Origin of the sequence: Deinococcus sp. KSM4-11 (genome assembly GCF_004801415.1) — a bacterium.
In the GTDB taxonomy this organism is placed as follows: domain Bacteria; phylum Deinococcota; class Deinococci; order Deinococcales; family Deinococcaceae; genus Deinococcus.
This window is the reverse complement of record NZ_SSNX01000010.1, coordinates 89,183-101,908: the sequence shown is the minus strand read 5'-3', so window position 1 is coordinate 101,908 and position 12,726 is coordinate 89,183. Positions and strand designations below refer to the sequence as shown.

Annotated in this window: 7 protein-coding genes, 1 pseudogene and 2 riboswitches; of the genes and pseudogenes, 5 read left to right on the top strand and 3 right to left on the bottom strand. The window is 61.1% G+C overall.

The annotated features are described in order from the left end of the window. Nucleotides 1-289: 289 nt before the first annotated feature. Nucleotides 290-736, bottom strand: a pseudogene (locus E7T09_RS20365) (transposase); the annotation flags it as partial. A 388-nt stretch (nucleotides 737-1,124) separates the two neighbouring features. On the opposite strand from E7T09_RS20365, the gene E7T09_RS20360 reads away from it, so the two are divergent. Further along, nucleotides 1,125-1,355: a hypothetical protein gene (locus E7T09_RS20360; protein WP_136391040.1), complete on the top strand. Its 231-nt coding sequence runs from the start codon at nucleotides 1,125-1,127 to the stop codon at nucleotides 1,353-1,355. Nucleotides 1,356-1,541: 186 nt separating this feature from the next. Here E7T09_RS20360 and E7T09_RS20355 read toward each other — a convergent pair whose 3' ends face one another. Then, on the bottom strand, nucleotides 1,542-4,487 hold the full coding sequence (locus E7T09_RS20355) for an EAL domain-containing protein (RefSeq protein WP_136391039.1): 2,946 nt from the start codon (nucleotides 4,485-4,487) through the stop codon (nucleotides 1,542-1,544). 843 nt (nucleotides 4,488-5,330) lie between these two features. After that, a riboswitch (cyclic di-GMP riboswitch) is annotated at nucleotides 5,331-5,415 on the top strand. Between the two features lie 76 nt (nucleotides 5,416-5,491). On the opposite strand from E7T09_RS20355, the gene E7T09_RS20350 reads away from it, so the two are divergent. Genes E7T09_RS20350 through E7T09_RS20340 form a run of 3 tightly spaced genes read left to right on the top strand, consistent with a single transcriptional unit; the run spans nucleotide 5,492 to nucleotide 9,510 of the window. Next, on the top strand, nucleotides 5,492-6,040 hold the full coding sequence (locus tag E7T09_RS20350; RefSeq protein WP_136391038.1) for a hypothetical protein: 549 nt from the start codon (nucleotides 5,492-5,494) through the stop codon (nucleotides 6,038-6,040). Nucleotide 6,041: 1 nt separating this feature from the next. Then, nucleotides 6,042-7,106, top strand: coding sequence for a S8 family serine peptidase (locus E7T09_RS20345; protein WP_136391037.1), 1,065 nt, complete (start codon nucleotides 6,042-6,044; stop codon nucleotides 7,104-7,106). A 43-nt stretch (nucleotides 7,107-7,149) separates the two neighbouring features. After that, nucleotides 7,150-9,510, top strand: a complete 2,361-nt coding sequence (locus tag E7T09_RS20340; protein WP_136391036.1) for an EAL domain-containing protein — start codon at nucleotides 7,150-7,152, stop codon at nucleotides 9,508-9,510. Nucleotides 9,511-9,928: 418 nt separating this feature from the next. Here E7T09_RS20340 and E7T09_RS20335 read toward each other — a convergent pair whose 3' ends face one another. After that, the gene (locus E7T09_RS20335) at nucleotides 9,929-11,746 is read right to left on the bottom strand and encodes a bifunctional diguanylate cyclase/phosphodiesterase (protein WP_136391035.1); all 1,818 of its coding nucleotides are present in this window, start codon (nucleotides 11,744-11,746) and stop codon (nucleotides 9,929-9,931) included. A 317-nt stretch (nucleotides 11,747-12,063) separates the two neighbouring features. Further along, nucleotides 12,064-12,149: riboswitch (cyclic di-GMP riboswitch) on the top strand. A gap of 71 nt (nucleotides 12,150-12,220) precedes the next feature. On the opposite strand from E7T09_RS20335, the gene E7T09_RS20330 reads away from it, so the two are divergent. Then, complete coding sequence (locus E7T09_RS20330) at nucleotides 12,221-12,715, top strand: hypothetical protein (protein ID WP_136391034.1); 495 nt, start codon at nucleotides 12,221-12,223, stop codon at nucleotides 12,713-12,715. Nucleotides 12,716-12,726: the final 11 nt, after the last annotated feature.

The following is a 12,726-nucleotide window of genomic DNA, read 5'->3' as shown; positions in this document are numbered from 1 at the left end:
CACTACACCCGAACCGCTGTCCCTGCCTCCGTCAGGAGGCGCGGCCAAACCGCAGCGCTGCTGGTCTGGAGCGCGGCGATCCATTCAGGCCGCCTGCTGGGCTGCTGCGCCTCGCTGAGGTTAAGGTGCCAGAACTCAGCTCCCCGCCAGCCGTTCGACCTGTTCGCCGTGAAGTACGCGACTGGCCGATATTCCACAGGTACGTTCTGTCTTTGCGCACCGAGCATGTCGAGACTGACGAAGAAGGCCATTTCATCGCGTATGCACACATGACCCTGGTACTTATATGGATGCGAATCGCTCTCTTGATGCCCTTGCGTCTCAGGAAGCGAAACCACTCCCCGCCGATGAACTCCCGATCGGCGACCAGACCCTTCCAGCGGGTCGCTGGAAGAGCCTTCAGCAGCCTGGCCACCAGCTGAATCCGCTTGACCGTGCCGCTGTTGCCGTCGTGATCTAAGGCGATCCAGACGAGCGGCACCGTGTAGCCGTGCAGCACGACGCCCAGTACCAGGAGGTTCAGCGGTGTAGTCCCGCGCTCCCAGGTGGTGCGATCCATGCTGAGGAGCAATTTCCCTGGGGGCAGCAGGGCCAGCAGGAAGGCCAGAAACACGGATTCAGTCAGCTGTGGATCCCGGCAGCCCCGTTCCACCCGGCGTTTCTTCGCGTCGAGGGAGCTGACTCCGGGCAGGTGGGGGCAGAGCTCACTGTGGTTCACGCTTCGGGCTGTCACCATCGCGAGAATGATGTCCACGACACGCTGCAGCGTGTCGTGGCGCAGGAAGGGCACGCAGGCTTTGAAGTGGCGGGCGAGTTCAGTACGCTGGAGATCGGCGGGTTTTGGGATGGTCACACACCCAAAACACCGCCGTTTGTCCTGCCGGTTCGCGACCCGTCACACGTTCAGGAATGTCCCGTCCAGCACAGCCTCAACTCGAAGATGTCCGGTACTGAGGGCGTGGACGACCATACCGTGGAGTCGCGAACATTGCCGAGTTGCAGGCGGTGAAAGGCACCCCGGACACGCCGCAGGCCTGCGCGAGCCTGTGCTCCTGTGTTGGTGGCTCCAAGCTCACAGTGACCGCGCCGTTGGTCGCAAGCCGGGCCCTCGCCAGGACGGCGATGTGCCCCTGATCGACTGGGACGATGCCGGTCACCTGCGCTTGCGCGACAGCGTAGAGAACTGCCCGAATCTGCCGCAGGTCTTTGAAGTGTTTCGACGCGCCCCGTTGACCGGGCTCCAGGCGCAGGACATCACGCCATCCGAACTGGGTGATGCGCCCTCGCCCGGCTTTCACCTACCCGCGAATGAAACAGGACGAGAAGACTCCTTGGAAATGATCTTTAAATTATGAAGCCCGATAGCCGCGTACAGACGTATTGCAAGCGTAATAGTGCAGAACATTTTAAACGATTATCTGCTCAAGTGATTTGCAAACTGAACTTTCAGGGATATTGCAATGGAATTGAGTCGTATTTAAATAGCGGAAACGCTTTGGCATGTAGCGTACGCGCATAAATGCTTGGAACGTAATTTCGGATTAGGTAAAGAGTTTGGTAACAAAGTTGTTTATACTCTGCTCCGCCATTGAATCGTGCGTGAAGAGTTCATCTCCTGGGCACGGGCGGCCAAACAGGAAGCCCTGGCCCAGAATGCATCCCATTTCCTGGAGCACCCGCTGCTCTTCCGGGGTTTCAATGCCTTCCGCGATGGTTTGTAGTCGCAAGCTATTTGCGAGGCCGAGAATGGCCTCGACGATAGGGTAGCTTGGCAATGCGACCCCCAGTCCCCTGATAAAGGAGTGGTCGATTTTCAGGATGTTGATTGGCAGGCGTGCCAGGTAGCTCAGGCTCGAATAACCCGTGCCGAAATCATCGATCGACAGCGATACTCCCAGCTCACGCAACTGGTGCATCCGCTGCACAGCGTCTTCCGCGTTGCGCATCACCACCCGCTCAGTGAGCTCCAGTTCGAGTCGCTCGGCAGGAAACCCGCTCGCAGCGAGGCAGGCGGCAACCTTCTCCACGAAGTCTGCCCGTTCGAACTGAAGGGCTGAGACGTTCACGGCGATCCGAATAGATGGCCGTCCCTCATGCAGCCAGGCTGCACCCTGCATACACGCGGTCTGCAGCACCCAGTTCCCGATCGGGACGATCAGCCCCGTCTCTTCTGCCAGAGGAATGAAAGCCGCCGGGGAGACCAGACCGAGGTTCGGGTGATGCCAACGGAGCAGGGCTTCTGCGCCGACCAGGGCACCGTCCTCCAGTTGTACCTGCGGCTGATAATGGAGTTTCAGTTCATTCCGCTCGATTGCCTGCCGCAGGTCGGCAGCGAGCTGGAACCGTTCATATTCACGGCGATTCATCGCACTGCGAAAAACGGTAAACCCAGCCTTACTCCTCTTGCTGTCATACATCGCGAGATCAGCGCTGCGCATGAGGGTGGCGGCGTCATACCCCCCTTCGGGCATGATGCTGATGCCAATGGAAACACTGACATACACCTCCCGTTCAGTAATCAGAAAGGGGGCCGCCACCGCATCCAGAATCCGCTGAACGACGACCACGGCTTCGGCTTCACTGGTAAACGGAAGGATGACTGTGAACTCGTCTCCGCTGATGCGTGCGAGGATGTCCCCTCTGCGGGTCGTGTGTCTGAGGCGCTCCGCCAGCGCACGGAGGATCTGGTCTCCTGCGTGATGTCCGAGATGATCGTTGATACTCTTGAAGTCATCGACGTCCATGAACAAAAGCGCGATCTCTGACTGGTGCCCGACGGACATAACCTGGTCAAGTTCTTGCTCGAATGTGCGGCGGTTCATCAGTCCAGTCAACTGGTCGTATCGCGCTTGGTAAGCCAGCTCCTCTGCAAGGCGGTGGTGTTCGATCGCCACCGCTGCAAGGTGCCGGGCCTTCTCCAGTTCTTCGAACGCGTGAGGAGGAAATGGCCCTGGCGTTCTGGCATACAGCGCAAGTGTGCCCAGGGTTTCTCGGTCTCCGTTGATGATCGGGAGGGAGACACAGGCGCGCAGTTCATTCGGAAGCAGCACACTGCGGAGATCCGCACACAGTGGGTTGGTTGCAGTGTCCTCCACCACAACCACCTCACCACGCAGGACAGCGGCGGTGCAGGCACCATTGCCTTCGAGCACCTTGAGGCTGGCAATCGCCTCGTGCAGCGGCGCAGGAAAGCTGGGCGCTGCATACGGAGAGAGATGGTCATAATGCAGGAGAGAGATGGCGCAGACGTGCGCCGGGAGCTGCCGCTCTACCATCAGGGCTGTTTGCTGCAGGATCTCAGGAAGGGAGTGGCCCGCCACTGTCATCTCGAGAATGGTGTTCCGGTCACCCTGTGCCTGTTCTTCAATCTTTGTGGCATTGATGTTCTGAAAGAACACGTCCAAGCCTTTGGGATGGGGAGTAACGTTGACTTTGAACCAACAGTTGAGGGGTGGGTAGAACTCTTCAAATTGACCACTGCGCTGAGTGCCTCGTGCAGTATGGTAATACCTGTAGATATCGGTTTCTACAGCCTCCGGAAACATGTCCCATACGTTTTTACTCAACAATACTGAGGATGGGCACCCAAGGAGTTCCTCGGCTTTTGGATTCAAGTACGTAAAACACCATTGGCTATCCAAACTAAAAAAGGCCTCCTCGATATTGCTTAGAATTCGGGTAGTCTCCGAGGCCTTGTCCAGAATTTCATCCTGGGCAACACGCAAGGCGGTGATGTCACGCGAGGTAGAGAGGAGCTGTACAGGAACACCCTCAGTGTTCCTCACTGGTGTGACCACCACATCCCAGAACTTCTGGATTCCCTTTGTAGTCGGGCTGTAGCCCTGGAAGCGACCCAGGGCGCCCTGCAAAGCCGCGTTGATTGCCTGCCTGACCTGTTCCTGAGTCTCATCAGGCCAGAATCCTACCCAGTCCGCTCCACGCAACTGCTCAAAATCCTCAACTTCCATGAGCCGCTGTCCCCCCTCACTCATCCAGAGGAGCTCGCCCTGGAGGTTGAGGAGCTTAACGCAGTCCGGACTGCTTTCCAGCAAACCCCGAGAAAACTCCATGTTTTCCCGCAATTGTTCTTCAGCCTGCGTACGTTCGGTCACGTCCTCATGGACGACCAGAATGGCTGACCCCTCGTCGATGCGCGCGACTCGCAACTGGAACCAGCGTGCCTTGTGCGGAGCGTGGCAGGAGTACACCTGAACGTATTCCGTGGCCACCCCAGCGAGAACATGGCGAATGCCCTGCGCGGCTGCCTTGGCCTCTGGTGAGTCGGTCAAGTCACAGATGTGGAGGTAGTTGACTCCCACCGCGTATCGAGGCGTGGTGAGCCCGTTGGCATCAGCGAACTGTCGCCACGTAGCATTCACTTCCAGAATTTCCCCATGGCAATCGAGGATTGCAAGGGATGAAGGAAGAGCGTTTAAGGTGTGGAAATAAAAATCAGTAGGTCGGACATGAAGCGTAAATACCCCCAGAGCAGTGTCAAGCCCCTGAAGTGAGGATAGGTTGCTTCACGCAGCTTACTCCTTCTAAGTGACATACGTCTTCATTTAATGGGGGATGGCGAGTTACAGGTCGAATGGTATCGACCAAAAAACCCGGATCAATTCCATTACCGGGTTGCGGTTATGGCAAGTTGTTGGATTCAGGAAGACGGAGGAGCGTCAAAAGCGCATGCGGCCTGACCTCGCGCCAGAGCCTGACTGCCCGTTGCTGATGGTGACGACGGTGGGAAGCGGGAACGGTGCAGCAGTCACCTGCTGGAGTTCCTCAGGCAGCGTCCCAGCATAACGGCTCCACCGTCCCCACGCCCGCGCCCTGCGGCGCCGGCCCACACGCTGGCGCTCGAGGACGTGTCATTCACCTATCCGGGCGCGGGACGGGCGGTCTTCGAGCACCTGACCCTGTGGGCCGGGGAAACCACGGCGCTCGTCGGGGTGAACAGAGCGGGCAAGACCACCCTCGTCAAGGTTCGGCGTACGGGATGGACGGGGGCAGGCAGTTGTCAAACGTCGGTATGCAGGCTTCTACACGCGGTTCACTACAGCAGGGTGGAACTCAAGGGCCAGAGTTGCTTGCCTATGGGAGGAGTCGTGATCCGCACGCCAAGTGTGCCAGACCCTGCATTCTCACGTGGCCAGGTTTTCCGGGTTCAGGTCACCCCAACAGGGGCCGCCAAGCTGACCTGGCTACACTTCCGGGGTCGGCTTAATCCATTGTACTTTTCAGCGCCCCTCGTCTTTATGATTCAGGGAGCAGCTTGCGGGCGGGTATTTTTATTCGTAAGGTAGACCGTATCAGCACGGCCCTTCGGGATCTTGTCTGATAGAGGCTAAGAAACGCGGTCCTGTATACGGGCACCTGGGACGCGTTGAGCCAGTGGTGCGACCGGCTATCCGTCACGCTGCGATTCGTCGCAGTTCCCCTTTCTTCCTGACTGCTTCAAGCAGCGGCATCCAGCAGATGCCGAGGAGGCGCCGTGAATTCCATTGTCCGCAATGTTCAGGCCCTGGGCCTCGATCTGTCTCTTCAGATTCACTTTGACGGCAGCTGCGCCCGCGCGGCCGTCGCCTTTGAAGGCCGCGCTCCTCAAGGATCACAGCTTCACGCACAGAACTCATGTACGGACAGCGCCGTGCATGAGCTGATGTCCGAAGTTAACCACCTGGCCGAGCGGGTTTACCAGGAGTACCGCGCCGCACACCTGCAACACTGGACGGCGCAACTGGTCTCGCCTATTGGCGCCAACCTGCAGTTGAGCGTCTTCGACCACTGGCTGCTCGAGAAACTCATGACCCGTTGCCTCCACTTCCAGCTGGGCTGGACGCCACTGCCCGGCCATCAGGCCAGCTTCCGCTTCCTGTGCGACGACGGCCGGATCTGGGTACAGGTGATGTCCGAAAAGCGCCACCACAACAGTTGCACCAACGTTGTGGAGACCACCGATATTCACAGTCTCATGAACGCAGTGCGCGCCCTGCTCGACCAACTCGACATGGCCGCCCCGTCGGCAGAGGCGGCAGACTGACATGCGGATCCGCTCAATCGTCATATTGATGACATCAGGCAGCCTGCTTCTGTGTGCCTGCAGTAGCCTGCCCTCACACCCCGCCGATCCGCAGTCCACGCTGGTCGCAGCCAGCCTCGCGGCCACGTCTCCCACTGGGGCGCGGTTGGTTGATCATGCGGGCTTTACCACCGAGGGAGCGAAGTGGTGGGCTGACGGCGCCAAGTGGTGGGCTGACGGCGCCAAGTGGTGGGCTGACGGCGCCAAGTGGTGGGCCGACGGCGTCTTTCAGCCGATGCCGGCCAACTCGAAGCTGCTGCAGGCCGTAAAGATCGACGTGGCTCAGGCCCACGCACATCAGATGGGTAAGGGCGTGGTGGTGGCCGTGCTCGACTCCGGCATCGATGTGGAGCACCCGATGCTCAAAGGCGCGCTGTTGCCAGGAAGAGACTTCGTGGACAACGACCTTGATCCTTCGGAACAGGGCACGGACAGCGAACCCGCGTATGGGCACGGCACGGCGGTGGCTGGCGTTCTTCGGCAGGTCGCTCCAGGAGCAAAGATCCTGCCGGTACGGGTGCTGAGCCCCGACGGCTTCGGCGATGCAGATAACGTCGCCAGCGCGATCCGCTTCGCGGTCGATCAGGGCGCACAGATCATTCATCTGAGTATTGCCGCTTCGGTTTCCAATGAAGGCGTGCGGGCGGCGCTGCAACATGCTGTGTCACGGGGCGTGCTGGTGGTGGCCGCCTGCGGCAACGACGGCAGTGACCGACCCGAGTCGCCGGCCAATGCGTTGGACGGAAAGAACCCGCTCGGGCAGTACGGCGTCTCGGTCAGCGCCGTGAACACGGACGGCACCTTTCCCGGCTGGAGCACCCGTGGTGGTGAAGTCCTGGCACCGGGCGTGGCCGTGCAGAGTGCCTATCCGGGTGGCCGGACGGTTAATGCCAGTGGGTCTTCGTTTGCTGCGCCGCTGGTGACCGGTGCGCTGGCCCTGGCCCTCGCAGAAGGCAAGGACGCCCGCCGGCTGTCTGCTGAACTGAGCTCAGGCGCTATGCTGGACGCCTCCCGGCTGCTCCAGTAGGTTTTCTGCGCTGGGCACCTCAGATGGTGCGAAGGACTCCAGCGTGAACGATGCAGTACAACACCTCCAGGTGCTCCTCGAACAAGCGCGTCAGCTCCGGAATAGTGAGGATTCGCGGGCGGTACTGCTCTTTGAACAGGCTGTCGCGGCGGCCCGGAGCCTGGGAGCCTACCCGATCCTGGCTGACGCCCTGAACGCTCTGGCCGGCCTCGAACACGGACGCGGCGAGAGTCAGAGCGCCCTTGCCCACCTGGAGGAAGCCCTCTCGATTCGTCAGGCGCTGGGAGACCAGGGCGGTTGTGCGGGCGTGCTCTGTAATCTCGGCGCGGTACAACTCGATCTGGGCAGTTTCAACCTGGCGCTCGACCATCTGCTGCGCGCTGACCAGGTGGCCCAGCAGGCGGGGCCGGCCCGCGCCGCGGTGGTGGCCGCCAATCTGGCCAAATGTTACGACGCCCTCGAGTTGCCTGTTGAAGCGGATGCCCAGTATACGCGGGCGCTGACATTTGCAGGCCTCGCCGCTCAACCGTTCGGCGAGGCGACGGTGATGATCAACCACGCCGACCTGCAGCGGCGTCAAGGGCAATTCAGCGAAGCGCTGACCCTCTTGGCCGGCGCTCAGGCGCTGGCAGGCGACCATGGTGCTCTCGCGGCCAGCGCCTGGCACGGCCTGGGGCAAGTACAGCGTGATCAAGGTGACCTGGAATCGGCACTCAGGCATTTCCAGACCGCGCTAACGGCGGCGGAGGCGGATATCGATCTGGCGCTCCATGTCCGCTGCGATGCCAGCGAGGTTCTGCTCGACTTGCACCGAAGGGAAGAAGCGTGCGTGCTGCTCTCTGCGGCGCTTCCCGACGCCAGGGCCAGCCGCCGGGTTCGGGTGGAAGCTCGGATCCTGGCGCTTCAGGCGCGCGCCGAAGAGCAGGGCGGCAACCTCTCGCAGGCGCTGGCCACCCTCCGCCGGGCGCACGCGGCCGAATCGGAGGTGCTGCGCGCTGAAGCCGACCAACGTACCCGTGAAGTCGCGGCCAGGAGCGAATTGGAGCGCGACCGTCTATGGCTGAAGAACGAACAGGCCCGCTACGCCGCTGAACGCGAAGCCAAAGAACAACTCGAGCGCGAACAAGCCAGCCGCCTGCAGGAACTCGAACGGCTGGCACTCTACGACGCCCTGACGGGGCTCCCCAACCGCCTGCTGCTCTCTGAACGCGCGCGCATCGCCCTCAGAGAAGCGGCGGCCCACGGCAGCGGGCTGGCCGTGGGCGTGATGGATCTCAACAAATTCAAAGCCGTCAACGACACCTACGGTCATCACATCGGCGACCTGCTGCTCAAAGAGGTTGCCGCCCGGCTGCCGCTGGCCCTGTCGCCACACGATACGGTCGCGCGCACCGGCGGCGACGAATTCGTGCTCCTGCTGCAGGCCGATTCTGACGATTTGTTGAACCTGGCCCAGCAGATCGTGCGGATCTTCGACGAGCCTTTTTTCCTCAATGACGTCGAACTTCAGATGCGTCCCAGCATCGGATTCGCACGTTATCCCGACGACGCATCGAACCTGGACAGCCTCCTCGCCCAGGCAGACGAAGCCATGTACCGGGCCAAGGCGCGTGGCAGTACGCTGGAGGTTGGCGCAAGCAGCGGTGAGGTGGCGCCGGCCACCCTGGAAGCGGCGCTGCATGGTGCTCTCGCGGCTGGTGAGTTTCACCTCGTCTACCAGCCGCTTGAAGATCCCACTGGCCGTCGGCGCAGCGTGGAGGCGCTGGTCCGCTGGCGCAGCCGAACCTACGGCAATGTCACCCCAGATCACTTCATGCCGCTGGCGGAGCGCAGTGGGCTGAGCTTGCCGCTGAGCCACTGGACGCTCACCCAGGTCTGCATGGCGCTGGCCCAACTGCCGAGTCTCAGCGCGGCCATCAACCTGTCAGCCCGGCAACTCGCCGATCCGCAGTTGCCAGAGTTAATTCACCGAACAACAGCCGAGTTCGGTCTTGTCCCTTCCCGTCTGATGCTGGAAGTTCGCGAAGAAGTGGTGGCACGGACTCCAGAACGCGCCCGCAGCGCCCTACAAGCGCTCGGGGCCACTGGCGTGCGCCTGACCCTCGATGATTTTGGTGGAGGTCACGCCCACTTCGCGGGGCTGCAGACACTTCCCATCCACGCCGTCAAACTTGACCGGGCCCTGGTGCAGGGCCTGGAGCAAGGCCCTCGCGGCGCAGCACTGCTGGGGGCGGTGGCCCAACTGGCCCGCGCCCTTGACCTTGAGGTCATCGCCAAGGGCGTTGAAACCGATACCCAGAGAATTCAGTTGGGTGCTCTGGGCGTTGACGGCCTGCAGGGCTTTCTGGTCTCCCCCCCACTTGAACTTCAACACCTGTACAAATGGATTATGGATACTCCATAGGGTAATCGACTGGAACTGTGCATCCCAGCCTTCTCAGAAGGTGCATCGGGAGATAATGGCGCAGATACATCAGGGTCAGCAGCAGGCGGTGGGCAGCATCAAGCTTGGACTGTCGTCCCGCGCCAACCTGATGCCTCCGCCCCTCCTCTGGGAGGGACGTTCGGTGCGCGCACCCAGAGCGGTTCGAGGTGTTCGGCCAACAGGGTGAATTCCGCAGGGTTCAGGCCACAGAGTGACTCGAAGGAACGCGGCCGCTGGATGAGGCGCTGCAGTTGAAGCAGGACATCACTCTGTGCCAATCACCTCAACTGCGCAACGAGTCCTGGAACCAAGACCGCGCATACGGCGACCAAGCGCACGAATAAGACGTCCGGAGCGCGTAATGAAGGTGTCACGCGCTCTCTGGCCCAGCGCGGTCTCAACTGGCGCCGGTTTCCAGGGAAGAGCGGGCTGCAGGTAGGTGCAGGGGGCGACCGTACAGGTAGCCCTGCAGGAAGGTGCACCCAACGTCTCGCAGGGCCTGAGCCTGTTGAGTGGTCTCGACGCCCTCTGCAACCGTGGCCAGACCATAGGCTCTGGCAATAGTCACTACGCCGTGCATGACTGCTAGCGCATTCCGGCCGGCGCGGGTGGGTTCGCCGACCTCGGCGGTGAAGCTCCGGTCGATCTTCAGAATTTTGACGGGCAGATGGGCCAGCGCCGTCAGGCTGCTGTACCCCGTTCCGAAGTCGTCCAGTGCGGTGTGGATCCCCAGGTCGCTGAGCTGCTGAATGATTGAGGCGTAGCGCTCGGGCTCCAGCAGGCAACTCTCGGTCAGTTCCAGACACAGTTGGTGGGGCACAATCCGTGTCTCACGCACGACAGCCTCAATGTGGCTAACAAAATCGGGCTGCTGGAATTCCACGGCGCTGACATTCACCGATACCCGGCTGATCTGGCCGCGGCTGACCGCTTCTGCGGCAGCCCGCAGGACCCAGCGACCAATCGGTACGATGAGGCCCGACGCCTCGGCCAGCGGAATAAACGTCAGCGGACTGACCACCCCGGACGGACGCATCCAGCGCAGCAGCGCTTCGTGCCCCACGACGTGCAGAGTCCGGGCCTCGACCAGCGGCTGAAAGACCAGCCGAAGCTCGTCGCGCTCGATGGCGTGATGCAGCGCCGTCAACTGTTCGATCGCAATCGGGGTACGCTGATCGAGGTCGGTATTGAAGAAAGCGTACCCACCGCCGGCGCGTTTGACCCGGTACATGGCGGCGTCAGCCTGACTCAGCAGGGTGTCCGGTGTCTGGGTATTGTCCGGGTACAGACTCAGCCCAACGCTGCAGCGGATAAAGGTCTCCTGGCCGCCCAGACGGAACGGCGGATCGAACGCAGCCACGATCCGCCGGATCACGCTTTCGGCGTCTTCGGCTGAACGCACATCGGTCAGCAGGAGGGTGAACTCGTCGCCGCACATCCGGGCCGTCACATCGCTGGTGGCCGTCGCGTGTTTGAGCCGCTGCGACACCTGCTGCAGCAACTCGTCTCCCACCGCATGCCCAAGCGTGTCGTTGATCACTTTGAAGCGGTTGAGGTCGAGGAGCCCCACGACCACCTTCTCGCCCGAAGACTCAGCCCGCCGGCAGGCCTGGGTCAGCAGTTGCCGGAAATAGGCGCGGTTGGGCAGCCCCGTCAGCGTGTCATGCAGGGCCATGCTCCCAAGCTCCCGAACTGCCTGACGCAGGTTAAGTGCGTCCATGGTCATGGCGGCGAACGATTGCAGCAGGGCCTCCTGCTCAGCAGTGAACTCGCGCGGACGGTGGTCGAGTACGCAGAACGTTCCGAGCTTGTGTCCGTAGGGAGACAGCAGGGGCGCCCCAGCGTAGAAGCGCAGATGCGGATCCCCCGTGACGTTTGGGTACGCTTGGAGCCGCTGATCCTCGGTGGCGTCCGGAATAACCATCACACCGTCCTGGGCAATGGCCAGCGAGCAGAAGGAGATGGTTCTGGGGGTCTGGGCCTCGTTCATGCCGACCCTGGCCTTGAACCATTGTCGATCCTCATCCACGAAGGTCACCAGGGCCATGGGCATCTCGAAGAACTGTGAGGCCATGGTGACCAAGCGGTCGAATTGAGGCTCAGGCAGGCTGTCGAGGATGCTGTACGTGTACAGGGCCTCCAAGCGCCGCTGCTCCTCGCCAACGTCAACAATGCCGCGTCGACTTTTGATTCCGGAAAGTTCAGAGGAGTCCATAGCGGCACAATGGGCGCTGTCTCGTCACACATCTATGAATTCAAGATCATGGCTGAACATGTGCTCGGATCCACTCGTTTCCGAAGCGGCGACGCCCCTCGCCCTCATGGACAGGAGCAGGATCACCAGGTGATGGATCATGGAACTTACTGTTTCATACGACTTTTCCATCCGGTTACCCCTCTGAACGGAGGCAGACAGTGCTCAGGCGCCCTCGCCAGACTTCACGGATTGGTGATATCGCCTTCACTGCCTGGAACCAGTCAGATTTTTGTAAGAACAGAAACACAAGTATCTCCCCACTTCGTTCAGGGAACCGAACGGAGAGAAGCAATGAACCTCGTCCTGTAAGACCGGGCACCTCGGACGAGGGGAGCAAGTGGTGCGACCGACTTTTCGTCCTGCTGATAACCGTTACACAACGGTTTGCAGCCCTCATCCCCTGGAGCATTTGCTTCCAGACAGGAGTCCCTGATGCGTCACTTTAAGAGCTTTGCCCTGCTGTCCGCCCTGATGCTGTCCGGTGCTGCGTTTGCCGTTGATCCGGCAGACTCGACCGATGTTGCCATTACCAACGGTGCCTCTGACACCATCGTTGCCGCCCCTAGCGCAACGATGGCTGCTGGCGGGAAGACTGGCACGTCTTCTCTGTCCTGGACGACCGCGGCGGCTTCTCCTAATCCTCGCAAGATTGTGGCGAGCGTTGTGGGAAGCGACTTCAAGACGAACGTCATGTCGCTGAGCGTGGTGGCGGGGGCTATTGCTGCCGACGGTAGCTTGACTGGATCTGGCACCGCTGCTGATGCGCTGGTCTTGAGCCCCAGCAATCCGAGTGGCGATCTGATTACCGCCATTGACGCCTATGACGCCGGACACACTACCGTCAGTTACACCGCCTCTACCGCGGCTGCTGGCTTCGAAGACAGCACCATCACTGTTACATTCACCATCACTGCCGACGGCGTCTAAGCCTGATGAAG

Bases quoted from the DNA above. Each gene is read 5' to 3' on its own strand.
- E7T09_RS20345 (WP_136391037.1), top strand. From the start codon at position 6,042: ATGCGGATCCGCTCAATCGTCATATTGATGACATCAGGCAGCCTGCTT.
- E7T09_RS20335 (WP_136391035.1), bottom strand. From the start codon at position 11,746: ATGGACTCCTCTGAACTTTCCGGAATCAAAAGTCGACGCGGCATTGTT.
- E7T09_RS20330 (WP_136391034.1), top strand. From the start codon at position 12,221: ATGCGTCACTTTAAGAGCTTTGCCCTGCTGTCCGCCCTGATGCTGTCC.